At 62.8% G+C, this 24,814-nt stretch carries 21 protein-coding genes; 6 read left to right on the top strand and 15 right to left on the bottom strand.

The genetic code is table 11. From position 1 onward, the window contains the following. Positions 1–18 precede the first annotated feature (18 nt). On the bottom strand, positions 19–1,380 hold the full coding sequence (locus J7302_RS11280; protein ID WP_215373965.1) for a DUF1329 domain-containing protein: 1,362 nt from the start codon (positions 1,378–1,380) through the stop codon (positions 19–21). A 491-nt stretch (positions 1,381–1,871) separates the two neighbouring features. On the opposite strand from J7302_RS11280, the gene J7302_RS11285 reads away from it, so the two are divergent. From J7302_RS11285 to J7302_RS11295, 3 genes are all read left to right on the top strand, one after another. Continuing rightward, positions 1,872–2,867, top strand: coding sequence for an AraC family transcriptional regulator (locus J7302_RS11285; protein WP_215373967.1), 996 nt, complete (start codon positions 1,872–1,874; stop codon positions 2,865–2,867). 196 nt (positions 2,868–3,063) lie between these two features. Continuing rightward, positions 3,064–4,494: a coniferyl aldehyde dehydrogenase gene (locus J7302_RS11290; protein WP_215373970.1), complete on the top strand. Its 1,431-nt coding sequence runs from the start codon at positions 3,064–3,066 to the stop codon at positions 4,492–4,494. Positions 4,495–4,561: 67 nt separating this feature from the next. Then, positions 4,562–5,923, top strand: a complete 1,362-nt coding sequence (locus J7302_RS11295) for an NAD(P)/FAD-dependent oxidoreductase (RefSeq protein WP_215373972.1) — start codon at positions 4,562–4,564, stop codon at positions 5,921–5,923. A gap of 510 nt (positions 5,924–6,433) precedes the next feature. Here J7302_RS11295 and J7302_RS11300 read toward each other — a convergent pair. Beyond that, positions 6,434–7,480, bottom strand: coding sequence for a GlxA family transcriptional regulator (locus tag J7302_RS11300; protein ID WP_215373974.1), 1,047 nt, complete (start codon positions 7,478–7,480; stop codon positions 6,434–6,436). Between the two features lie 198 nt (positions 7,481–7,678). Between J7302_RS11300 and J7302_RS11305 the strand changes: the two genes are divergently transcribed. Both J7302_RS11305 and J7302_RS11310 read left to right on the top strand, forming a co-directional pair. Next, a complete protein-coding gene (locus J7302_RS11305) occupies positions 7,679–8,467 on the top strand; it encodes a cysteine hydrolase (protein WP_215373977.1) in 789 nt (262 codons plus the stop codon). Between the two features lie 840 nt (positions 8,468–9,307). Then, on the top strand, positions 9,308–10,519 hold the full coding sequence (locus J7302_RS11310; RefSeq protein ID WP_215373979.1) for a site-specific integrase: 1,212 nt from the start codon (positions 9,308–9,310) through the stop codon (positions 10,517–10,519). 58 nt (positions 10,520–10,577) lie between these two features. On the opposite strand, the gene J7302_RS11315 is transcribed toward J7302_RS11310, so the two are convergent. The 3 genes from J7302_RS11315 to J7302_RS11325 form a co-directional block, all read right to left on the bottom strand. After that, positions 10,578–11,930 carry a hypothetical protein gene (locus J7302_RS11315; RefSeq protein ID WP_215373981.1) on the bottom strand — a complete coding sequence of 451 codons (1,353 nt, stop codon included), beginning with the start codon at positions 11,928–11,930 and terminating at the stop codon, positions 10,578–10,580. A 200-nt stretch (positions 11,931–12,130) separates the two neighbouring features. After that, positions 12,131–12,673, bottom strand: coding sequence for a hypothetical protein (locus J7302_RS11320; RefSeq protein WP_215373984.1), 543 nt, complete (start codon positions 12,671–12,673; stop codon positions 12,131–12,133). 61 nt (positions 12,674–12,734) lie between these two features. Next, positions 12,735–12,929, bottom strand: coding sequence for a Cro/CI family transcriptional regulator (locus J7302_RS11325; protein WP_215373986.1), 195 nt, complete (start codon positions 12,927–12,929; stop codon positions 12,735–12,737). Positions 12,930–13,037: 108 nt separating this feature from the next. Between J7302_RS11325 and J7302_RS11330 the strand changes: the two genes are divergently transcribed. Then, positions 13,038–13,724 (top strand): LexA family transcriptional regulator, encoded by a 687-nt coding sequence (locus tag J7302_RS11330; RefSeq protein ID WP_215373988.1) that lies wholly within the window; start codon positions 13,038–13,040, stop codon positions 13,722–13,724. A gap of 158 nt (positions 13,725–13,882) precedes the next feature. Here J7302_RS11330 and J7302_RS11335 read toward each other — a convergent pair whose 3' ends face one another. From J7302_RS11335 to fadB, 10 genes are all read right to left on the bottom strand, one after another. After that, positions 13,883–14,596, bottom strand: a complete 714-nt coding sequence (locus J7302_RS11335) for a hypothetical protein (RefSeq protein ID WP_215373990.1) — start codon at positions 14,594–14,596, stop codon at positions 13,883–13,885. Positions 14,597–14,663: 67 nt separating this feature from the next. Continuing rightward, positions 14,664–16,601: a HAMP domain-containing methyl-accepting chemotaxis protein gene (locus tag J7302_RS11340; RefSeq protein ID WP_215373993.1), complete on the bottom strand. Its 1,938-nt coding sequence runs from the start codon at positions 16,599–16,601 to the stop codon at positions 14,664–14,666. A gap of 47 nt (positions 16,602–16,648) precedes the next feature. Further along, positions 16,649–16,963 carry a DUF6285 domain-containing protein gene (locus J7302_RS11345; RefSeq protein WP_215373995.1) on the bottom strand — a complete coding sequence of 105 codons (315 nt, stop codon included), beginning with the start codon at positions 16,961–16,963 and terminating at the stop codon, positions 16,649–16,651. Further along, the gene (locus J7302_RS11350; protein ID WP_215373997.1) at positions 16,960–18,012 is read right to left on the bottom strand and encodes a phosphotransferase family protein; all 1,053 of its coding nucleotides are present in this window, start codon (positions 18,010–18,012) and stop codon (positions 16,960–16,962) included. The genes J7302_RS11345 and J7302_RS11350 overlap by 4 nt, the downstream gene beginning before the upstream one ends. Positions 18,013–18,027: 15 nt before the next feature. Continuing rightward, positions 18,028–18,690 (bottom strand): histidine phosphatase family protein, encoded by a 663-nt coding sequence (locus tag J7302_RS11355; protein WP_215373999.1) that lies wholly within the window; start codon positions 18,688–18,690, stop codon positions 18,028–18,030. 11 nt (positions 18,691–18,701) lie between these two features. Then, complete coding sequence (locus J7302_RS11360) at positions 18,702–19,466, bottom strand: SDR family NAD(P)-dependent oxidoreductase (RefSeq protein WP_215374001.1); 765 nt, start codon at positions 19,464–19,466, stop codon at positions 18,702–18,704. Next, the gene (locus tag J7302_RS11365) at positions 19,463–20,644 is read right to left on the bottom strand and encodes an acyl-CoA dehydrogenase family protein (protein WP_215374003.1); all 1,182 of its coding nucleotides are present in this window, start codon (positions 20,642–20,644) and stop codon (positions 19,463–19,465) included. Before J7302_RS11365 ends, J7302_RS11360 begins: the two co-directional genes overlap by 4 nt. Before the next feature lie 13 nt (positions 20,645–20,657). Beyond that, positions 20,658–21,440: an SDR family NAD(P)-dependent oxidoreductase gene (locus J7302_RS11370; protein ID WP_215374005.1), complete on the bottom strand. Its 783-nt coding sequence runs from the start codon at positions 21,438–21,440 to the stop codon at positions 20,658–20,660. Positions 21,441–21,460: 20 nt separating this feature from the next. Continuing rightward, entirely contained in the window at positions 21,461–22,633 is a 1,173-nt protein-coding gene (locus J7302_RS11375) for an acetyl-CoA C-acetyltransferase (protein WP_215374007.1), read from the bottom strand. Positions 22,634–22,662: 29 nt separating this feature from the next. Continuing rightward, complete coding sequence (fadB, locus tag J7302_RS11380; RefSeq protein WP_349814443.1) at positions 22,663–24,810, bottom strand: fatty acid oxidation complex subunit alpha FadB; 2,148 nt, start codon at positions 24,808–24,810, stop codon at positions 22,663–22,665. Positions 24,811–24,814 lie beyond the last annotated feature (4 nt).

Here is a 24,814-nt window from a genome sequence, read left to right on the forward strand (position 1 = left end):
AGAGGTTCTCCGGTCCGATCAACGCTCGCCGCGACGGCGCAGTTCGCTGGGGTTGAACAGGCTGTCGTCGACTCGCCCTTCCAGACCTGCGGTCAGGTCGAGGACCTCGCCTTCCTGGGTGAAGCCGTCGGCCAGGTAGCGGCGCGCCACCAGGTCGTAGCTGACGTACTCGAAGCTGGTGCAGGCCTGGATGCCGGGATCGGCCCACTGGCTGCCTTCCTGGACCCGCCAGAGGTTGCCCTTGGCGTCGAACATGTCCACGTGCAGCAAGTTCCAGCTGTCTTCATCGAAGTACATCACCCGCTTGGCGAACGAGTGGCGCTTATCGGCCTTGACGGTCGCCTCGACCACCCAGACGCGGTGCTTCTCGTATCGCTGCACGTCGCGGTGCAGGTAGTCCGCGCCCATCAGGTCCTTGTACTTGTTGGCCTTGTCCACCAGCTTGTAGGAGTTGTAGGGCACCACCATTTCCTTCTTGCCGATCAGCTTGAAGTCGTAGCGGTCCGGGGCGCCGGTGAACATGTTGATCTGGTCGACGAAGTACAGGCTGTCGCTGCCGGCAACCGGGTTGTCGTAGGCGAAGGACGGCGCGCGGCGCACCCGGCGCTGCCCCGGGAAGTAGATCCAGGCGTCCTGGGGGCGGTCCAGCAGGCTGTGCAACAGGTACATTTCGCCCGCGCGGGAGGACGGCGAGAGCACGTCGTAGAGCAGCTTGGCCTCGATGCCGTCGGTGTCCGCCGGCGACTTCACCGCCGGGTCGTTGTAGGGGTAGTACTCGGTGGCCCACTGCTTGACCTCGAACAGGTCACCGCCCTTTTCCCGCATCAGCAGTGCGAGCTGCGCCCGACGTGCCTTGGCCATGTAACGCAGCTTGAAGTTCCACAGCACCTCCACGCCGTTCTGCGGCATGGGGAACGGCACCGCCGCGCCCACGGCCTGCTCCAGGCGCCAGCCATCGGCGCCGATACGGCTCTGCCCGGCGTTGGCGCGGGTGCGCTCGGCCACCTCGGCGGGCACCGCACAGCTGCGATGGGTCGGGTAGACATCCAGGCGATAGCCCGGGTAGGCCTTGATCAGCGCAGCCTGCCCTTCCGGCACCTGCGCCTGGTACCGGGCGAGGTTGCCGGCATCGATGGAGTACAGCGGTTTATCGGCGGCGAACGGGTCGCCGTGCCCCGGGGTCCATCCGGCGGGCGCCTGGGTCAGGCCGCCGTCCCAGGCGGGAATGCTGCCATCGGCGTTACCGGCCTTCTCGGCACCAATGGGGGTGAGGTCACGGCCGAGACGGCTGACGTCGATCGAGGTGGCGGCCTGCAGGCCGGTGGCACCGAACAGCGCGCACAGTGCGCCGCCCAGCAAGGAACGCGGGAAGAATCTCATCGGTTTCTCCTGAGGTTTTTCTTGTGGTCTTTCAGGAACGCGGCACTCCGCGGACATGAAGGGTCAGCGAGAGGGCGAGGCCCGAGGCATGGAAAGGACGTGGTGCGTGGATACCGGCATCGAGTCGGTACTGGGTGTCGTTGCGGTCATGGAACCGGCCCCGCTAATCTTGTTCTTGTTCGGGTAGGCGACCTGCTTGCGCTGGGAAAACGAGGCCAGTCATCACGACCTGGTCAGAATCTTCAGGTCCACCTTGGGAACAAAACTATTGGAAGGCCGGCGCCAAGGATTGCCCGCTCGTGCCAGCTCGTTTGGCATCTGGCGCCATGGGCGTCACGGCGGACCAGAATCAGGCATCAGGACGGCAAACGCACATTGCCCTTTGGCAACGAGCAGCGGATGATCCGCGCCGGCTGGCTGAGCCGACGAGCGCCCGCAAGTGGCAGGAACGAGAGATCGGCGGCGACACGAACAGGTAGGCTGTGGAACGAATGAAATTAGCGCGCACGGTTCTCTCCGAGAACTTTTTCCGTCGATTCAGAGAAGTCTTCGCGCCCCATCTCGACGCAGTCGGTCTGGACACCCGGATACTGGAACGAGCGGACGTGGAGATACCCGGCGAACAGTACGTCGCGCTCTGGGAGGCCGCCGGCAAGACCCACCCCAATATCGGGCTCGTGCTCGGCAACCAGACCGAAGCGGATGATTTCGGCGCGCTCGGACATGCCATGCACTGCGCAACCAGCGTCGAAAAGGTCCTGAAGACGCTTCACCAGTTCATCGTGGTCTTTGCCCAGGAGTCGACATTTACCTACGAGACGGACTCCCGATTCGTCTACCTCGAGTACCAAGTGACCGACCCGACCGTCATTCATCGCAGGCAGGATTCCGAGTTCGCCGTCGCATCCGTCTTTCGCCAGCTCAACCTGATCACCGACAGCCTGATAAGGCCGTCCCGCGTCGACTTCGAGCATGACCGGCCAGCCGACCTGTCGGAGCACAAGCACATCTTCCAGTGCCCGCTCTATTTCAATCAGCCCAAGAATCGACTCTACCTGCCCATCGAGACGCTGAATCTGCCGGTGCCTCATGGCAACGAGCGCCTGTACAAGGCCCTGGAGCCCTACCTCGAACGGGAACGCCACGAACGCTACATCCCGGACGAACTCCTGCTGCAGATCACCCGCATGATCGCCGCGGACATGAGCAGCGGCGTGCCCTCCCTGGTCGACATCTGCGAGCAGCTTGGCGTCAGCCGCCGGACACTGCAGCGTCGCCTCAAGGACCACGGAATCGAGTTTTCGTCGTTGGTGGAAGATGTGCGCCGGGAACTGGCGCTCGCCTACATGAAGGATTCGGAGTACTCCATGACGGAGATTTCCTTGCTGGTGGGCTATTCCGAGTCGGGCTCCTTTACCCGGGCCTTCCGCCGCTGGACCGGGCAATCGCCGCAACAGTATCGCGCCGCCAACCACCCCCTCCGCTGACGTTCCTTGCTCCTTTCCCCGGCAAGCGCTGGCCCTCCAGCGGCTCCTGCCTGGCGCGAACTGCTGAAAGGACTGGCACCCCCTGCCAATTCACCGCTTGAGCCGCCCGTTACCCTGAGCAGCGCCAACGCGAGTCGGAATCCGCCGCCGCGTAGCGGCACCTTCCTGATTCAGCTCAGCCCGGGAGTTCCCAGCGATGAATGTAGCGGCCCAAGCCAACCCCGCCGTCAGTAGCGAAACAGAGGCGATGCGACTGCTCGCGCTGCAAAAGCTGGCGCACCGCGAGAATCCGATACCCGCCCTGGAAAGCCGACGACGCAACCTCAAGCTCCTGGAGCAACTGTTGCTGGAGAACCAGGAGGCGATCTGCGAGGCGATCAGCCGGGACTTCGGCAACCGCGCTCACCAGGAAACCAAGCTGTTGGAGTTGTTCCTCGCGGTGGATGGCATTCGCGACAGCCACAAGCGGCTGGCGAAATGGATGAAACCCCAGAAGCGGAAAGGCTCCATCTGGTTCCTGGGCGCAAGCAACTCGGTCATTCCGCAACCCAAGGGGGTGGTGGGGGTCGTGGCGCCATGGAACTACCCGCTGTTCCTGGTAATGGGCCCAGTAACCGCCGCCCTGGCAGCGGGCAATCGCTGCCTGGTCAAGATGGCGGCGAACTCACGCAACCTTTGCGCCCTGCTCAGCCGCCTGGTGGCGGAGCACTTCGATGAGCGCACCTTGGCGATCGTGCCGGATGTCAGTGGTTCCTTCTTCTCCAGCCTGCCCTTCGACCACCTGATCTTCACAGGCTCGGCCGACACGGGACGCCGGGTCATGAAGGCGGCAGCGGACAACCTGACCCCCGTCACCCTGGAGCTGGGCGGAAAGTCCCCGGTCATCGTCGCCCCGGACTTCGACCTCAGGACCGCGGCGTCCCGCATCCTGCAGATGAAAACCGTGAATGCCGGCCAGACCTGCGTTGCCCCTGACTACCTGTTCGTCCATGAAGCCCAGCTGGATGACTTCGTCGCCCATTGCCGGTCGGTCGCGCCGGCACGCTACCCATCGCTCGCGGTAAACGACTACACCGCGATTATCGACCCGCCCTCCTACGCCCGCTTGCTGGGCTACCTCGATGACGCACGCCGCAAGGGCGCACAGGTCATTCCGCTGTTGCCGGGCAGCCTCCATGACGAGGGCCTGCGCAAGATCGCGCCGGTACTGGTGGTCAATGTCGATGACGAGATGCAGCTGATGCAGGAGGAGATCTTCGGCCCGATTCTTCCGATCAGGACCTACAAGTCCCTGGACGAAGTGCTCGACTACATCAACGACCGGGATCACCCCCTCGCACTTTACCTGTTCAGCAACCAGCGCCAGGTACAGGACCGGATAGTGTCCATGACCCTGTCCGGAGGCGTCGCGATCAACGACTGCGGACTGCATGTCGCCCAGCACGACCTACCGTTCGGCGGCGTGGGTGCAAGTGGCATGGGGCACTATCACGGCTATGAGGGTTTCGTGGAGATTTCCAAGCTGAGGCCGGTGTTCAAGCAGTTCTCGCACCCCGCCTTTCCTCTGCTGCATCCGCCGTACGGCAAAGGCTTCGAACGGCTCATCAGGCTGATGCTCGGGCGCTGATCGCCCGTTGCCAATCATGACGCCATCGGTTCCCCAAACACACGACCGCCAAGCAGAGATCGAAGACATGACCCATCGAGACCCGCGCCTGGACAGCACGTCCTTCTGGCAGCACGACTACGGGCACTACTCGCCCAACGGTTCCCTGAAGGAAGAACTGAAGGTGGACGTAGCCATAATCGGCGGCGGCTTCACCGGCCTGAACACAGCCTGGCAATTCAAGCAGGACAACCCCAACGCACGCGTCGTGGTGCTCGAAGCAGCCGTCATCGGCTTCGGCGCCAGCGGCCGCAACGCCGGGTTCAGTACCCGGCTCTTCGGGCTCGAGCCAGAACTGGTGCTGCTGCGCTGGGGCAAGCAGAGAATGATCGATGCCCACCACTACCTGGACAGGGCGGTCGCCCACACGAAGAACCTGATCGAGGCCCAGGGTCTCCAATCGGATTACCGCCACAACGGCATGGTTCGCATCAGCTACTCCAGGAAGCAGCTGGGTCGCCTGGAGAAAACCCAGCATCTGCTCCAGAAACTGGGCATCGATGGCGACCTCGAGTGGCAGGACAGGGCCCGGATTCAGCAGGACTTCCATTCCGAGCGTTTCATCGGCGGGATCTATGAGTCCAACACGGGCCAGCTCAACCCGTGCAAGCAGGTTCGAGAGCTCAAGCGCCTGGCCGAATCGACGGGTGTTTCAATCTTCGAAACCAGCCCGGTCACCGACATCGAAAGGACCGCCTCGGCCATTACGCTCAAGACCCCGGGTGGCAAGGTCACGGCCGACAAGCTTGTGATCGCCACCAATGCCTACTCCCGCCAGGTGCCGGACACCCGCAGGCTGCAGAACCGACAGTTCCCCCTCTGGACCTATCAGGTCGTCACCGAGCGCCTCACGGCGGAGCAATGGGCGAGCATCGGCTGGAAGGACCGGCAGGCGTTCGGCGACAACCGGCAACTGCTGCACTACTACCGCCCTACCGCGGATGGCCGCATCGTCATGGGTGGCGGCGACGCGATCGTCTACCGGACGCCCGCCATGGACGAAGTGCCCTCGCCCATGAGCTGGCAGCACTGCGAAGCCCATCTGAAGTGGATATACCCGCAACTCAAGGACGTGCGCATCGACTATCGATGGGGCGGCCCGGTTTCGGTGAACACCGACATGGTTCCTGAAATCAGCTTCGTCGATGACGAACGCATCATCTATTCCGGTGGCTGCTTCGGTCACGGCGTAGCGCTGACGCACCTCAACGGCCGGACCATCGCGGACCTGCTCAACGGCCGGAAAACCGAATTGACCGACTTCTGGATCGTGAACAGAAAATCGATCCCCATGCCGAACGACATGCTTTCCTTCGTCGGTGGCCGAGTGGCCCGTGGAGCGCTTCGGGCCTTCGACTGGTGGGAGGAACGAGATTTGAAAGGCGAGTAAAAGAACCGCGCCGACGGCGCTAATAGCCCATTCCGACTGCATTCAGTAGCGGTAAGTGAATTTACGTTCTACCCGAGGTGATATCAGGTAAGCCAGCAAGTCGACCTTGGGGCACTGGCAGAGTTATTGCCCCCTACGCTGAGAAGCCGGGGGCTCTGGCACACTGATTCGGATCCGCGCTTGGCCTGCTTCTGCCGATCGTTACCGGCAGTAGGTGACCCAAAGCAGCCGGTCGCGACGGGCAAACACCGGCCAAAAGCTGCCTGCTGGGACGGGCTGAAATCGGCCGAAATTGCCTTTCGCCACAACTTTTCTTGTGCACGTATTGTCGCCGGGGTTGGGCGGCCGTTGGCGCGGCCTGAACAAAGCTGGCGCAGTAGCGAGCAGATGCGGACGGCGAAGGGCGGAACGGATTGATTGTGGGCTGCGCCAGCCGGGCGGAAAGCCGCGAACAGTGCAACGATCGGGAACCGGTTCTGTTCATGACAAGCATTGGCTGGAATGGGCGTGTCAGCCGTTTTCTTCTTCCCCCGCAGCCGCATCATCAACCCCTCGCGCCTTCGCAAGCGCGAACTGGTTGCCTTCCTGTTCCCCAGACCGGACTTTTCCTCTGGCCTGGCGAGCGCTCCGGCGCAGCTCTTGGGGCGTCCGCCCGATGACGCGCACGAAGCAGCGCAACATGTGATCGGCATCGCCGAATCCGAAGGCCCTGGCAATCTCCTCGAACGTTTGATGTCCGTCCTCGACCAGTGGCCTCGAAGCCTCGATACGAAGTCGCTCGACCGCTTTCGCCGGCGTCATTCCGACGGCGGCCGCGAATACGCGGCCGAACTGACGTACGCTCATATGCGCCACGTCTGCCAGGCGCTCAACGGACAGATCATCGCGTAGATGATCGCGCGCATAGCTCAGCACCGCGCGGATGCGATCTGAGCCAGGGTCGAAGTCTAGCAATGAAGAGAACTGGTACTGCCCCCCGGGTCGCCGATAGTAGACGACCAGCATGCGTGCGACGTAGCGTGCCACCTCTTTGTCCAGGTCCTGTTCGATCATGGCCAAGGCCATGTCGATGCCAGCCGACATGCCTGCGGACGTCCAGACATTCCCATCCTCGGTCCAGATTCGATCTCCGTCCACGCGCAGCGAGGGATAGCGTGTTTGCAATTGCGGCGCGTAGTTCCAATGCGTAGTCGCGACGCGGCCGTCGAGCAGGCCGCTCTCGGCCAGCACGAAGGCGCCGGTACAGACGCTGGCAGTGCGGCGAGAGCGCAAGGACATCTGCCGGATCGCAGCCGCCAACGGCATCATCCAGTCTCCAACCGGAGCGGCTGGCGCACCGACGATGATCAGCGTGTCGAGGCTGTCGACATCCTGCAATGCATCGGTCGCCACCTGCAGTCCGTCCGAGGTACTGATCAATCCGCCGTCAAGCGAGGCGACCGTGAATCGATAGCCCGAAGGGTGCGCACGATTGGCGTTGGAGAAGGCTTCCAGTGGGCCACTCAAGTCCAGCAATACGAAGCCCGAGTAGACCAGGAAGCAGACGTGACGCGGCATGATCTGGGTGCCGAAAGCCTGACTGGAGCGTCATTAGACGCCCCTCCATTCAGGATGGTCAACGGGGGCAACGACGAGGCTCGAACGCTGACTGATGGCGCGAGCTTGTCGGCCGAAACTCAAGGATAAACGTCCTTTTCGTTCCTCCTCCTCGCCGTACCTTAGCTACGCCCCCCCACCCACTTCGAGGACAGGCAGATGACCCTCAACAGCAACCATCCTAGGAAGACGATCTACGCCGCCCTGCTGGGCGCCATCCTGCTGGCACCCGGCGTCGGGTACTCCGCCGAGAACCCCTACGCCGATCCGGTCAAGCCCGCGCTCCCGGCTTCTTCCTTCCAATGGGACACGAGCCGAACCGCGCTGGTCGTGATCGACCCGCAGATCGACTTCATGAGCCCGAAGGGGGCTGGCTGGCCGGTGTTCGGTGAGAGCGTGACCGAACAGAAGCTGGTGCCGAACCTGGGCCGGCTTTTCGCAGCCTTCCAGAAAGCCGGGGCGACCGTGGCCATCTCGCCTCACTACTACTACCCCCACGACCACAAGTGGGAGTTCGAGGCGCCGGCCGAGACGGTTCAGCACAAGCTTGGCCTCTTCGATCGCAAGGGCGCCCTGACGCTGGATGGATTCCGTAACTCGGGCGCCGATTTCATGCAGGAGTTCAAACCCTTCATCGAAGACGGCAAGACCATCGTCGCATCGCCGCACAAGTTGTACGGCCCGCAAAGCAACGACCTGATGCTGCAGCTTCACAAGCAGCGGATCGACAAGATCGTCCTTGCCGGCATGGCCTCCAACCTGTGCGTCGAATCGCACCTTCGCGAGTTTCTGGAGCGAGGCTTCGAGGTGGTCGTCGTACGTGACGCCGTCGCTGGTCCGAAGCTTCCCGACGGCGACGGATACGGCAGCGCACTGGTCAACTTCCGCTACATCGCCAACGATGTGGTGACCACCGACGAGGTCGTGGAAAAGCTCGAAAATCGCTGACCATGGGGCCGATCTATCGACCGACTGGACACGGGAGTCTTTAGGGCTCCCGTTCCAGCGGCCCGTTCTGCGGCTTCAACCGTCTAGGTGCTGTTGTTTCAACAGGTATGGCTATCCGCTCTGCAAATTCACGTCAGCGGGTTCGGAGACCTGAGGAACGTAAGTCTTTGTTTGGCTTAGTCGTTTTTTCGACAAATGCGATATTGCCCAGAGAGAAACACGACAATGGTGACGGCACGTCTTACTGCCTTCTAGCTCCAAAGGAAGCTTTGGCGACGCTGGGTCACTAAGTTCACAGTCCGCTTGTGGCCGCTTAGAGCCTGTCGCATCAGGCTGGAGACGGCCAGAAGCGGAAGTTTAGAGTAGAGAAAATTAATGTGTCCCCTTTCCCGTCCTCGGCATCAAGAAGGCCAGGGATGAAGGGAAGTACAAGGGGCCGCGATCGACACTGAGGCGCCAACGTGTAGGAGCCCAGATTGCTCATTCCTTCACAGGCAATCACCTCCGGAACGGGCGCACGATTGAGCGGAATGCTGGAGCGCCCCCAAGACGGAGCTCCGGGAATCAGCGGAGAAGTGGTGATCTCAGGCAGGCATCAAAACCTTTTGCACCCACCATGCACCCACGGAGAAGGGTTTGATCGGCAGTGAATGGCTGAAAGCTGCGGGATATATGGCGTCCCAGAGTGGGTTCGAACCACCAACCTTCCCCTTAGGAGGGCCATTCCAACCCCTAACAGTACTAGGCAATCCCACTGAAAGCCCAATGAATATAGGTCTTGGTACATAACAGGACTCACCTGTATAGTTCTTTCTGCTGGTACGCTGCTGGTACGGAAGGATGAAGACCAGGATCACGCAGAAGCTGCTGAACAGCCTCACCCCCGAGGACAGGCCCTATCGCATCCACGATACCGAGCAGCCCGGCCTGTTCCTGCGCGTCCAGCCCACCGGGCACGCGTCCTACATGGTCACCTGGGGCCGCAACCGTGAGAAGTCACTGGGCCGCGTGGGCACACTGACGTTAGCACAAGCCCGCACCGAGGCCGCCCGCTACCTGGCCGACGCCTACGAACACGGCGAGCCGCTGGCAGTCATCGAGGGCCGCACAGCCACCACCTCCCCTACCCTGCGCGCCTTCATCGACGACACCTATTTGCCGTGGTTCAAGGCCCACCACCGCGGCCTCGAGAAGACCGAGCACACCCTATCCACCTGCTTCGAGCCGATCATGGGCCGGCGCCTGGTGGAGATCGCCGGCCGCGACCTCGAGCAGATTCGTACTGGCTGGCTCAACGGGGGCAACAAGCCATCCACTGCCAACCGCAAGATGGGAACCATCAGCGGTGTCTTCAGCCGAGCCGTGGACTGGGGTTATCTGGAATCCTCGCCACTGGACAAGGTGAAGGCCCTGAAAGTCGACGCAAAGGGACGCATACGTTACCTGTCCAAGGAAGAAACCAACGCACTCAGGGAGGCCCTGGACCGGCGTGAAGAGCGGATGCGGGCCGAGCGCACGAGTGGCAACCAATGGCGCTTGGAACGCAAGCTGGAGCTACGGCCAGACCTGCACGCAGTCGCCTTCACCGACCACCTAAAGCCCATGGTGGTTCTCACCCTGAACACAGGACTGCGTCGTGGCGAACTGTTCAATCTGCGCTGGCAAGACGTGAACCTACAGGCGAAGAGCATCACTGTCGTCGCCGAAGGCTCCAAGACGACCGAGACGCGCCATATCCCGCTGAACACTGAGGCCCTGTCCACGCTGAAGGCGTGGAAGAAACAGGGCGACGGCACCGGATACACCTTCCCCGGCCAGGACGGTGAGCGGATGACCGATGTGAAAACGGCCTGGTTGGAGTTGCTCAAGAATGCCGGGATCGAGGATTTCCGGTGGCACGATCTGCGTCACGACTTCGCGTCACGCTTGGTGATGGCCGGCGTTCCGCTGAACACCGTTCGCGAATTGCTGGGCCACAGTGACATCAAGATGACGCTCCGCTATGCGCATCTGGCGCCAGAAAGCAAAGCAGCGGCAGTGGAATTGATTTAGCGATGGATCGGCAAAGAGCGCCGAGCTCGCCAACGGGGTGCAGGGCAGCCGTCGACGGCTAATCCAAAATCGACCTCGAGGCCGCCATAGCCGGATGGGTACCAAAGATCTCGTCGATTGCGTCGGCCACATCGAAACCGCTGCGGACCAATTCGGTGAATCTGAGCATCACATTGGCGCCCACATCGTGGGACAAGGCCTCCCTCATAAAACGGCGTACCGGCTGAGCGAGCTTGGCCTCAACCTCGCTGGCAGTCGCCCGGAGCGCATCCCGCTGGGAAAACACAGCCATCACATCTGAGCCGAGCGAGTCCTCATCCAAGCCAAAGAGTTCGTAAAAGAGCTGCCCCAACGTACCGGCAGGCTGACGTTCCGGCCGATCCCACTGTTTAACCGGTTTCAAGTCTTTCCAGATCGACTCCAAATGCCGCCGAAGCTTGCCCGGAAGCGTCGTTGCTGCTCTATGTTTGTTGTAATACTCACGACTGGCCAGACTGGATGCATCCTTGATCACTTTCCACGCCAGTGACCAGACCTGCGAAATGCTGTAAGTCCGCAACGCTACCCTGATGATGCTTTTTATTTCGCCTTCATCTTCCGCTGAGATGCTCAGACCATACAGGTCACACTGACCAAAGAAGTAACCCATGCAATCAGCCACCGCATAATCCAACCAAAGCGGCAGCAGGCTGGAATGATCGCCATACGTTCTTCCCAGCAATTTCTCAAGGGCATCGTCCCCTGCCCCCACTCCCCCATCAGGGACTAGAAAGAGAGTGGCAAGGCTGTTTTTCAACCTCAGCTCTTCATTCCTCAGAAAATAAGCGTCCGGCGGCGACCTGCCAGGGTCATCAAAAATCACGCCCGCCTGCCAAAGCTGATCGATAAAATCATCCACGTAGTACGGCGAAAGGCCGCGGCAGTCACCACGTGTGAACGTGCCGTTGCTCAGGCGCGGTTCGATCGCGCGGTCCAAGGCCCGCAACAGGAATGCCATGTCATCGGGAATGGCCCCATAGTCGACGGTCCAGGATGCCACCGCCGCGATACGCTTTTGCAATTGGCTTCGAAGCTCGGCTTCCATTTTGGCCTGCGCCGCGTGCTTAACTTCGTCGAGCGCAAACTGGCAAGCCGCACACGGCTTGGTCGCTATCCAGGGAAACTTTTTCGCCTCTGAACGGCTGTTGATGAAGAAGCCGCCACCACACTGCGGGCAGCGTTGATTTTCATCTACGGCCTGACAGTGTTGCCTGATAAATCCGGCTAACACGACGCTTTTGGTTATATTTCGAAACGGTAAGAGCGCATTGACCTTTTCGACGAATCCACCAGTTTCATCCTGCGCCCAGTACCGCTCAATCAGCCGGACCTCTTCGGGATCGGTGGAAGAAATGCTCAGTTTGATTGCCACGTCTTACCCAACTCTGCAGTCCAGACGATCAATGTTCAATCTCATTACAGGACTCGTCAGCCATACCAAGTCAGCGCCAAGGAACATCGCTGAACCACGTGAGTACCTGTGGCGAACCACTCGCGGGGGCACAGGCTGCGAGAGGGGCAACAATTCGCCAAAGCCATTGGACGTCAGCCGGCATGAACCTTCGCAGCCGTTCATTGCGCAGTACGCTTCTTCTTCATCGCCGCCGATGCGGACTGGCTCCAAGTAATAAGCGCTTCCCGAGCCTTAGCTCGCGGCACGGTCTGCTCGATTGCACCAATCGAACAAAGCATCTCGACAAGATCAAGGTCAGAAGGAGTCGACTTGGTCCACGTCACCCCTGCACGCTTCAGCCGGTCTTTGGCCAGCCGGCGGGCGACTGCGTCTGCACGGGGCGACAGCCCCTTGCCCTTCTTCGACGATGTTACGCCCGTCTTGGGTCCTGCCGCCGAATCAGCAGCCCAGTGACTTTGGGATAGTTCCAGCTTGTGGATAATCCTCAAGCCGAATCTCCCCTGCGCCGGTGTCAGTGTGAAGTCCTTGTCGGCCTCAACCGCCGCCAGCATGTCATACACGAAGTGCATTTCCCGGGGGTTCAGCATCTGCGCCCAGGGAAATGCCCCATCGTTACTCTTCACGAGCAGCTGAAACTGCGCAATTACCGGGCTATGGGTGACCGAGGTGAAAACTCGGTCACCTGACTTCTTGGTTGTCATTCCTGCTCACATCGAATAGCCATTCTGGCGGCAAATTTTGGTGGGATTCAGGGGTGAGCCGTTACGGCGCATCCTTCATGGTTAACTTGGGAAACGGTCCCGCCTTCAGCGCCCCACTAGTAAGGACTTCGATCTGGTATTGGCGTGCCCACGGAACCTCCTCGCCCCACTGGGTGACGGCGCTCGGCTGAATGTGCAGCGCCTCAGCCAGCTTTTTCTTACTGCCGAAATAGTCGGCGGCATCTTGAGTGCGCATGGAGAGTTTCTCTTGGATACAGCAGAATTTCAGCACACTTAAATTATCATCGCAAGCAAAGACATGAACATTCAGCACGCTTAAATTAAGCTCGCTTAATCTATGGGCATGGACCAGAACGAACGAATCAGCCGCGCTATCCAGCTCTCAGGCAAGCGAAAGCGGGAGGTCGCCGATGAGTGCGGAGTAGCCCCATCCGCGATCACTCAGTGGATAAATGGCGAGACCAAAGCCCTGAAAGCGGAAAGCGTGTTTGCGCTAGCCAAGGCAACCGGCTTCCGCGCTGAGTGGCTAGCGAATGGAACTGGTCCAGAGCGAGAAGGCGACATTGCAGCGGCATCGCCCCGGCTAGAGAATAACTTCTCCGGCAATCCGATACCGGTGAAGACAGGGAGTATTCCAGTAGTGGGCAAGGCCATGCTCAGCCCGGAAGGCTACTTCGAGGATGTCGAGTACCCCGTCGGATTCAGCATGGGTTTCCTCAACATCTACAGCTCGGATCCAGACGCCTTCGGGCTGAGGGTCGTAGGCAACAGCATGAATCCCAGGATCAAGAACAACGAGTTCGTCCTGGTCGAGCCCAGCAAGGATTACGTCGCGGGCGACGAAGTCCTGGTGAGGACTACCAAGGGCCTAGCCATGATCAAGGAGTTCATCTACCACCGCGATGGGCAGTACCGACTCGACAGCGTCAACGCCGACTCCGACCCGATCTTTATCCACGAGGATGAGGTGGTCGACGTGCAGTACGTTGGCGCCATCGTGAAGAGCTCTCGATTCACCCCAGCAGCATAGGCGCAGCGGCTAGGGAAGTGAGGACGTGACACTAGCTTTCCTTCGGGTGGCCGCCTGAGGGATAGGTTTTGCGGAGAATTGGCAGTCATCTTGCTAGGCTGTCAAAAATGACTTACCACCGCATCACTGACTCCTAACTGCAACACAAACGCGCGAAGTCACTCCAGCAAAGCATTCAAACCAGAAACTATGCCACCCAGATAAAAGCCGACGCTTCCTGTTGTCACTCGCCGCCTGCCATCCACCAATTGCGGTCTGACAAACTCGTATTCGCGAGCCAGCTTGCGCAGAGGCTCCTGCCATTGGGCGTTTTTCGACTGTACCCGCCCGAAAAGCTCGACTATCTCGGCATCGAGTTCAAGAGCGCTGTTTTCACTGAAATTCACGTGCAAGGCCATTAGCTGAGCGGCCTTGGTCTGATACAGCAACAGCATCTGGCTGTTGAGCAGACTCAACCTCTGAATCTGCATGACAGTTTCAGAGCGCGGCTCGGTTTGCGCCTGCAGACGGATTGCAAGCCTGTCCATTTCCGCATGCTGTTCAAGAACAGGGTTGATCCACTGTGGATACGACCCTTGAATCTCATGCAATGATTGTTTCTCCAGGCCATCCACCAGCTCTTTGATGCGCCTTACGGATAACCTTAACTCGGAATCAGCTGTCAGCTCATCAAGCCGCTCCAGGGCCTGCCGGTAGGCAACTCGGTATTTCGGGTCAGAATATTTTTCGTAAGGATCGAAGTAAGCGAGCAGACTACTGGCAAGAATGTAGCCCTGGCTCCTGATCGCATACCCGTCGCCGGCTTCGTCGGCCTGAACGGGCAATGACAAAAGCGCCAGAGCAAACAGAACAAGTTTTGTCCACACTCTCATCAGAGTCCCTCACTCTCTTGTTGTTCTCATGGTATGGGCGACCTGAACACAGATCTTTCAGTGACATTCAGGTATCGATCCGGAAATGCTGAATCATCGCCTGAAGTTCCCCTCCGAGACGTACCAGCTCACGGGTCGAGGCGTCGATCTCTTGCGTGGCGGAAACATTCAACTGAGTGACATTGCGGACACGCGCCACACTGGCGTTGACGTGTCCCGCCACGACACTCTGCTGCTCGGCCGCAGCAGCGATCTGCTGGTTCCGCTGCTCGATCACGGACACGATGCGGGTGATCTGTTCCAAGGACGCCCCGGCCTCCCCGGCTAGCATGGCGCTATCGTTCATCAGCCCCAGCCCCGTTTGCATTTCCTCGACGACCTGAGTGGTCACCTTCAATAGCTGCCCAATCGTGTCCCCAATCTCCACCGCCGACTGGCGCGTCCTGCCTGCAAGCGTGCGCACGCCGTCGGCGACCACTGCGAATCCCCTTCCGTGCTCGCCCGCGCGTGCAGCCTCGATAGCCGCGTTCAGGGCAAGCATGTTTGTCTGTTCAGCCAATCCCTTGATCACATCCAGAACCCGCACAATGCCCTGGCTCTCCTGATCCAGCAGGTTGATGGATGTGGCTGTCTGCTGCATCCCCCCGGACAAACGATTGATCTGCTCGACCGTCTGCTGAACACGCTGCTCGCCGTCAGAAGCCCTGGCATCCGCCTCCAGCGCCGCCACAGAGGCGCGCTCAGCGTCTTCGGCCACCGACTGCGCACTGGCCGCCATCTGCTGCATTGCGCTGGAGGTCTGCTCCGTCTCGAGGCTTTGCCGGTCCATGCCATCTAGGGTGCTCCGGCTGAGCCGCGCCAACTCGTCCGTGGCCCTGGATAGCTGACCGATCCCCACGACGATATGCCCGACAAGTCCTCTCAAGCTCGCCGTCATGTCACGCATAGCGCTCTGCAGCAGGCCGAACTCATCCCGCCGTTCCGGCAGTTGGTCCGCTCCCAGGTCCCCCCCCGCAACACGTCTGGCCATCGACAAGGTGTCACGCAGCGGAGCCAAGGTGAGCTGCCGAATGAGCCAGGCGGCGGAAAGGCCAAGTACGATCGCAAGTCCCGTAATCAGACCAACGCCCAGCAGGAACCCATGGGTTTTCCTGACTAGCGCCTGCGCTTCCTGTTCATAGGCCCCGTCGACCAGCTTTAGCATCCGCTCGGAGAATTCAACGAGGCGGGTTTCGCTGGCCCGACTGTTCTGCAGCCCGGTGCGATAGCCGACAAACGCGTCCGTATAGCGCTGCAAGGCGGTTTTTGCCTCCTGCAGCGCTTCTTCATGGGCGCCATCAACCTGGCGCATCAGGCTGTCAAGCGTCGCCGTAACGCCTGCGTCGAAGGTGTTCCACGCATCGAAGTTGTCGACGCTCGGGACCAGGTCATGAGCGAATTCCAGCGTTCGCAGTGTCAGCAGCATGCGCATGAGTTCGGCGACATCGTTGGCACGGTTCACCGCCTCGTCCGCGTTCAGACCGGATGATTCGTCCAGCCCTTTTGCCGCGTCGAAGAAGTCCTGTTCGACCACTTCGAAGCTTCGCCGTACCTCATCCGCCTGCTGCTGCATGCTGGTTCGCGCCAGCAGCGCACGCCGTTGCAACTGGTCGAAGGACTCGAACTCCGATCGGTACTCACGCAGCGCTGCCTGGACCCGGGGTGCGGCAGGAAAGGCACCATGGCCCTGGAGAAAGCGCCCGAGGCCATCCAGTTGCTGCTTGACTCGTTCGGCCGAGGCAACCGAACGCTCGTGGGCGAAGGTTCTCTCGGCAACCCGAACCTGCAGCACCAGTGCCTGGACACGTGAAAGATCGCCGGCGCGCCGGTTGCTGTCACTTAGCAGGCTGATGGCCTTGAAGCCGCTTACGCCGACGACGAGGGTCAGCAGGCAGGTTAGGCCAAACCCCAGGAACAGGCGATTGCCGACGGAAAGATTGGAAAGGCCCTGCAGGATCGCACGCATATTCTTGTCCTTGTTGTGCTATGCAGACAGCAGATCGGGGGACTCCTCTAGTCGCCCTTCTCGGAGTAGATGGCCAGGAGTCGAGGGTTGCTTACCTCCAGCTTGCGGAGGGTTATGGCGAGAAGTTCACGCCTGGTCGAAGCGTCATCGCGCAGGCCTCGACGAATCCCTGAAGACAGCTCTCGCTCGCGTGCCAGGTCGACAGCAGTAGTGGCATGGCACTCGCGGGCGGCGATGGCCATTGCATTGGCTATCATTCGGGCCTCGTAGTGCAGCGCCTCCGGCAGGGAGGGCAGCAGGCGCCGCAGCAGCGCCTCGCGGGCAGTGACCAGCAGGTCGGTGGCATCCGGTAGTCGACTCATGACGATCCCTCCTTGGTGAGGTGGAGAATTTCGATTTCCAGTTCAGGCAGCAGACGGCCGGTCAAGGCGAGCTCCAGCGAGACTTCCTGACCGCTAAGGTGTCGCTGGGCCTGTTGAAGGGCGATGACGGCCCAGCGCAAGTGGGCCATGACCTGCCAATAACTCAATTCGTGGACCTCGACAGGATGGCCGCCAGCCCGCCGATAGGCTTCGAGAAAGTCCGTCAGCGCGCCGATACCACCGGCTTCCCGCTCCGGCGCAGCGAAGCGCCAACAACGCGCAGTGAACCAGCCGAGGTCTTCGCGAGGGTCGCCGAAGCTGGCGAACTCCCAGTCGAGGATGCCGCTCAGACGGCCTTGCTCGACCAGGTAATTGCCAGTGCGGAAATCGCGATGGATCATCCGCGCCGGAAGCGCCTCGGGCAGGTTCAGCTCGCACCAGCGCAGGCCCCACTCCAGTACCGGCTGCGGCTCGGCCAGGCTGTCGAGGTAGGCGCGGTACTCTTCGATGGCGGCAACTGCAGCTGGCTTGTCCGGTTCGACGAGGAAGTCCAGGGCGGCAGCCTGTGGGGTCAGGCGGTGCAGGTTGGCCAGGCTCTGCGCCAGGTCCTCCAGCAGCAGCTTCGGCTGAGGCACGCACGCCGGATCGCGGGTCAGTCGATGCCCCGCCGCACTCCCAGGCAGGTGCTGCATGAGGAAGTACGGACGTTGCAATGTTGGGCTGTGCTCGACTAGCAGCAAAGGCTTGGGCGCACGCACACCGGCATGGACCACGCGGCTGAGCACGGCGAACTCCTGGCGGCGACCGAGGCTGACGCTCACAGAGGTCGGCGAGTCGGTCCGCAGGACCCAGCGTTGCCGGCCGGCCTGCTCACCACCTTCAACCTCGACGTCCAATGCCCAGTTTTCCTGGATGGCGCCACCGGACAGGCGCTGCGCCGAATGAATCTGGATCGCCCGCGCGCCGAATTGCCGCGCCAGTTCGACCGCCAGTGCTTCGCGCACCTCAGGCGTGTCGAGGACGACTGGGGTTCCTGGATTGGTGGTCATCGTTTTCCCTTGCATTTAGATGCGGCTCATCAGGTCCGCTGGCAGGTGATAGGTGCTATTGAAACTGCGCAGCGATATCCGTCCGGGCTGGAACACCAGTTCGCTCAAGGCGGCGTTGTCGAGCACCAGTAATAGCTCCGCCAGGCGCGTGCGGGGCAAGCCCAGCACTTCGGCAATCAGTACAGCGATGGTGCCCGCCGAGGTCACTGCGAGCAGGCGGCGACCACTGGTGGGTTCGCCAACCAGCTCATGCAGCCATCCGGTCACGCTCTGGTGGAAGGACTCGACGGGTGTGCATTCGGCTATGGCGTCATCGCCCGCAGCCCAGCGGCGTATCTCCTCGCCGTAAAGGCGCGTGCTTTCGGCTCGGTCCTGCGGCCAGCCGACCTCGCCAAGTCGACGCCGCGCCGAGCGCATCAACGCGTCGCCCTCGGCGAACTCGTCAAGGGACGAGGTCCGACGAGGTTCCCCCGCGCCGGGCATTGCAGCCAGCAGCGCCTCCGCGGTCTCCAAATGGCGCCGACGCGGGCCGACAAAGACTTCGTCGAAGCGCAGGTCACGCGCAGCGAGGCTGGCACCGGTGCTCAGCGCCTGGCGCAGACCCAGTGGCGATAGCCAGTCGTAGTCGTCGGCACCAAAGGAGGCCTGGCCGTGGCGCAGCAAATAGAGGGTGGACATGGCTTTCCCCCTCAGAGCGAGCTGACCAGGTGGCCGCCATCGACCGCCAGGGTCGCCCCGGTAATAGCCCGCCCCGCCTCCGAGGCCAGTAGCAACAGGGGGCCGTCCAAGTCGCGTGGCTCGGCAAAACGTCGCTGCGGAATACGCGCCATCAGGCGCTGGCCGGCCACACTGGCGAGGAACTCGGCGTTCAGCTCTGTGCTCACATAGCCGGGCGCCAGGGCGTTGACCCGAATGCCGTGGCGGGCGAACTCCAGGGCCAGGGCACGGGTCAGCTGCAGCACCCCGGCCTTGGAAACCGCGTAAGGCGCCACGGCACCGGCGACCCGCTCGCCCAGGATGGAGGCGATATTGACGATGCTCCCGCCGCGTCCGTGGCGCTGCATCTGCCGCGCGCCTTCAGTGGCGACCAGCCAGCAGCCCTTGAGGTTGGTATCGATGACACTGTCCCAGTCGGCTTCGATCTGCTCCAGCGCAGGTTTGGCCACCGATACCCCGGCGTTGTTAATGATGATGTCCAGACCACCTTCGGCCTCGGCCACACCCAGCGCCTCGGTCACCGAGGCGGCAGAACACACGTCCAGCGCCACGGCCCGGGCGACGCCACCGCAGGCACCGATGCTTGCCACCAGCGTTTCCAGGCGCTCGACGCGGCGCGCCGCCACCAGTACCCGGGCTCCGGCAGCCGCCAGGGTGCGGGCGAAGTGTTCGCCCAGACCGCTAGAGGCGCCGGTGACCAGCGCGAGTTTGCCGCCGAGGTCGAACGACCCGCTCATGCGCCCTCCCCGGCTTTGGCGGCCTGCCGGTCGATGTGCTTGGCGATGCTCCAGCGGTGGGTTTCGGAGGGGCCGTCGTAAATGCGGAAGGCGCGCATGTCGCGGAAGATGCGCGAGACGATGCGCTCGCCGGTTACGCCGCTGCCGCCCAGCACCTGGACGCTGCGATCGACCACCCGCCATTGCGCCTCGGAGCACATCACTTTGGCAACGCTGGATTCGTGGCGGCCCTTGTGGCCCTGGTCAAGCACCCAGGCACAATGCCAGACGGCCAGGCGCGCACTGTGCAGGTCCAGTTCGTTATCGGCGAGCTGGAAACCCACTCCTTCATGGTCGATCAGCCGCTTGCCGAATGCCTGGCGCTGGGTGGCATAGGCCACCGCTTCGTCGTGGGCGCGGCGCGCCTGGCCGAGCCAGCGCATGCAGTGGGTCAGGCGCGCAGGTGCCAGGCGCACCTGGGCGTAGCGCAGGCCCTGGCCCGGTTCGCCCAGCACGTCGGCGGCCGGTACCCGCAAGCCCTCGAAGCGCACCACGCCGTGGCCGCCGGTGAAGCAAGAGTCCAGCGAATCCATCAAGCGCTCGACACGCACACCCGGTTGGTCCATGTCGGCGAGGAACATGGTGGCGTTGCCGTCCTCCAGGCGCGCCATGATGATGGCGAAGCCGGCCCCGCGGGCGCCGGTGATGAACCACTTGAGACCGTCGATGACGTACTCGTCACCCTCGCGCCGCGCCGTGGTCTGCAGCATCGAGGGGTCGGAGCCGGCACCCGGTGCCGGCTCGGTCATGCAGAAGCAAGAGCGCACGCGGCCCTCGACCAGCGGCTTGAGCCAGCGTTCCTTCTGCGCCGGGCTGGCAACCTGCTCCAGCAGGTGGATGTTGCCCTCGTCCGGTGCGTGGATGTTCAGCGCCACGGGCCCCAGGGGCGAGTAGCCCGCTTCCTCGAAGACAATGGCCTTGGCCACGTGGGAGAGTCCAAGGCCGCCGAACTCGCGGCCGGCGTGGGGGCTGAGCAGCCCCCACTCGCGGGCGTGGCCGACCAATTCGTCACGCAGTGCCTCGTGCGGGCCGTGACCGTCCTGGCGCGGGTCGTTCTCGTAGCCCCGAACCACTTCAGCGACGAAGCGCCGGGTACGCGCCTGCAGTTCCTGCAGGGAAGGATCTATCGCGAAATCCATGGTTGCTCCTGGCTCAGCGCGGGGTCATGCGGATGGCGCCGTCCAAGCGCCAGGAAGCGCCGTTGACGTAGCCGTTTTCGATCATCGAGATCGCCAGCGCGGCGAACTCTTCCACCTGCCCCAGGCGTTTCGGGAAGGGAACCGAGGCACCCAAGGCGTCCAGCACCGGCTGCGGCGAGCCCTTGAGCAGCGGGGTGTCGAAGATGCCCGGCAGGATGGTGTTGACGCGGATGCCCTCGCCGGCCAGGTCGCGCGCCACCGGCAGGGTCATGGCAACCACGCCGCCCTTGGACGCCGAGTAGGCCGCCTGGCCGATCTGGCCATCCTCGGCGGCCACCGAGGCGGTGTTGACGATCACCCCGCGCTCGCCGCCCTCCAGGGGCTCCAGGCTCAGTTGGCCGGCCGCGGACTTGGCCAGCGTGCGGAAGGTGCCCATCAGGTTGATCTGCACGATGCGTTCGAAGGCGTCGAGGGGGAAGTGGCGAATCTCGCCGCTGGTCCTGTCCCGCGAGGCGGTCTTGATGGCGTTGCCGGTACCGGCGCAATTGACCAGCACACGCTCCTGGCCGAGGGTCGCACGGGAGGCGGCGAAGCCTTCATCGACGCTGGCGTCGGAGGTCACGTCCACCTTGAAGAAGGCGCCACCGATTTCCCAGGCCAGCGCCCTGCCCTGCTCCTCATTGAGGTCGAACAGGGCCACCTTCACGCCGCGAACGGCGAGAGCCCGCGCAGTCGCGGCGCCCAATCCGGAAGCGCCGCCGGTAACCACCGCGACAATGCTGCTATCCAGTTTCATCCGTGTTCTCTCCTGTGCGCTCAGAGACGCTCGATAATGGTGACGTTGGCTAGGCCGCCGCCTTCGCAGACGGTCTGCAGGCCGTAGCGCTTGCCTTCGCGGCGTAGCGAATGCAGCAGCGTGGTGATCAGCTTGGTGCCGGTGCCGCCCAGCGGGTGCCCAAGGGCGATGGCGCCACCGTTGACGTTGAGCCGCGCCGGATCGGCGCCGGTGGCCTGCAGCCAGGCCATGGGGACCGGGGCGAAGGCTTCGTTGACTTCATAGAGGTCGATGTCAGCGAGGCTCATGCCGCTGCGTTGCAGAGCGCGCTGGGTCGCGGGGATCGGCGCTTCGAGCATGACCACGGGGTCATGGCCGAGCACGCTGATGTGCTGGATGCGGGCCAGCGGTTCCACGCCCAGGGCCTTCAGGCCGCGCTCGTTCACCACCATCACGCCCGAGGCACCGTCGCAGATCTGGCTGGCACTGGCGGCGCTGATGCGCCCGCCTTCGGTAAGCAGCTTCACCCCGGCGATGCCTTCAAGGGTGGCGTCGAAACGGATGCCTTCGTCCTGCTTGTGCCAAACCTGGGAGCCGTCTTCCAGGGTCACATGGATGGGCACTATCTCAGCCTCGAAGCGCCCTTCCAGGGTTGCTGCGGCAGCCTTGCGGTGACTCTCCAGGGCGAAGGAGTCGAGCTGTTCCTTGTCCAGGCCGTACTTGCGGGCGATGGCCTCGGCACCGTCGAACTGGCTGAACACCACGCCCGGGTAGCGGCGCTGGATGGCCGGGCTGATGTACTGGCCGTAGCCGGTCTTCTCCGGCAGCCACTGGGCCATGCCCATGGGTACCCGGCTCATGCTTTCCACCCCGCCGGCGATGACCACGTCCTGGGTTCCGGAGAGCACCGCCTGCACGGCGAAGTGCAGGGCCTGCTGGGACGAGCCGCACTGGCGGTCGACCGTGGTGGCCGGCACGCTTTCCGGGAAGCCGGCGGCCAGCACGGCGTTGCGCGCAACGTTGGTCGATTGCTCGCCGAGTTGGCCGACGCAACCGAGGATCACATCGTCCACCAGCGCCGGATCGGCGTCGCAGCGGGCCACCAGGGCCTTGAGCACTTCCCCGGCGAGGTCCGCCGGGTGCCAGCCGGAAAGCCGGCCGGCGCGGCGCCCGCCGGCCGTACGGGCAGCGGCGACTATGTAGGCTTCAGCCATTTTTGTTGTCCTCTTCTAAGCGAATGGAATCAGGCGTCGTAGAAACGCGCACCGCAAGCCGCCAGCTCGCGCAGCAGGGCCGGCGCCTCGTAGGCGGGGCCCAGTGCCGCGTGGTGCGCACAGCGTTGCAGCAGGTGATCGGCGCCCAGCCAGTCGGCGTAGGCCAGGGCCCCACCGAGGTAGGCCGGGAAGCCCAGGCCGAGCAGCAAGGCGGTATCCAGCTCGGCGGCGGATGCCACCACGCCTTCCTGCAGGGCATGAATCGACTCGATGATCAGCGGCAGCATCAGGCGCTCGATGATCTCGCCGTCGTCGAAGCGCCGCGCCGGGCCGGGTCGTACCGCGGCCATCAGCTCGGCGGCGCGCGGGTCGGCGAACTTGCGCGGGCGCCCGCCGGGCCCCGCTTCGTAGCGGTAGAAACCGGCGCCGCTTTTCTGCCCCAAGCGGCCCTCGGCCAGCAGCGCCTTGAAGGCGTTGCCAGGCACCGCAGGCATGCGCTCGGGAAAACCGGCGAAGATCAGGTCGCAAACGTGGGAGCCGGTGTCCAGCCCCACCACGTCTTCCAGATAGGCCGGTCCCATTGGCCAGCCGAAGGCCTCGGCGACGCGGTCGACTTCCTCGAAGTCGGCGCCATCGCTGAGCAACTGGAGGAAGGCGCGGATGTAGGCGGAGAGAATGCGGTTGACCAGGAACCCCGGACCGTCCTTGACCACGATGGGCGTCTTGCCCATGCCCAGGGCCAGGCCCACGGCCGTGGCGATGGCCGCGTCGCCGGTACGTTCGCCACGGATGATCTCCACCAGCGGCATTACCGGTACCGGGTTGAAGAAGTGCATGCCGGCGAAGTTCTCCGGACGCGCCAGCGGCGCAGCCAGATCATCGATGCGCAACGACGAGGTGTTGGACAGCAGGATGGTCTCTACCCCCACCTCACCTTCGACCTCACGCAACACCGCGTGCTTGACGGCAAGGTTCTCCACCACCGCCTCGACCACCACATCAGCGCGATCGAAACCCTGGTAGTCCAGCTGCGGCACGATCGCTGCGCGGACCTTGGCAGCGCGCGTCTCATCCAGACGGCCGGCGGCGACCTGGCGGGCCAGCAGCTTGTCCGCCTCGGCCATGCCGAGGTCGAGAGCCTGCTGGCGAATGTCCTTCATGCGCACCGACGTGCCGTGCAGGGCGCTGGTGTAGGCGATGCCGCCACCCATGATGCCGGCGCCGAGCACCACTGCCTGATCGATGGCGGCGCCGATACCGCGCTGGGCCTTGCCAGCCTTCTTCACCAACTGGTCGTTGAGGAAGATGCGCACCAGCGAGGAAGCCGCCTGGGTCTTGGCCACCTTGGCGAAGGTTTCCCCCTCCAGACGCAGGGCCAGCAGGTGGTCCTTGTTCCACGCGCGTTCCAGCAGGTCGATCAGCAGACCACGCGCCGGTTGATGGGGCGCCACACGCAGGCTTTCTCGGGCGTTCTGGAAGGCATCGGCAGCCGGTGTTTCAGCCACAGCCCCCAGGCGCAGGCGACGCCGATTGCGCCAGTCCAACTGTCCATCAGCGGCCTGGGCCAGCAATACCAAGGCAGCATCGCGCAGTTCGCTGGCGGGCACTCGCTGCTCCACCACGCCAGCGACCAGCGCGGCGGCAGCCGATTGCGGCTTACCGCTCACAATCCAGTCCAGTGCCACTTCCACGCTGCTGACCCGCGGCAAACGCACTGTGCCACCGTATCCGGGGATCAGGCCCAAGTTGACTTCCGGCAAGCCGATGCGCGCCGCATCGGACATCACCCGGAAATCGAAAGCCAGGGCCAGCTCCAGACCGCCACCGAGCGCAAAGCCGTTGATCGCTACCACGCTGGGCAGCGGCAACGCCGCCAGACGCTCGAACAGCTGGTTCGCCTCCCAGGTGTGGCTGACGATCTCTTCACGACCACGGTCGAAGAGCTCACCGAACTCGGTAATGTCGGCACCGACCACGAACACATCCAGGCCACTGCTCACCAGCAGCCCGCGAAGGTCTTCTGTGCGTTCCAGCAGCTCGGCGGCCAGGGATAGTTCATCCAGGGTGCGACGGTCCAGTTTGTTGATGGCGTCGTCGCGCGTTAGGCTCAGCTCGGCGAAACCGCCGGCGATGCGCGCCAGGCACAGGGACTGGCCGCGAAAGAGAATCTCGCTCACTGAT

Origin of the sequence: Metapseudomonas boanensis (assembly GCF_018704125.1) — a bacterium.
GTDB classification, from domain to species: domain Bacteria; phylum Pseudomonadota; class Gammaproteobacteria; order Pseudomonadales; family Pseudomonadaceae; genus Metapseudomonas; species Metapseudomonas boanensis.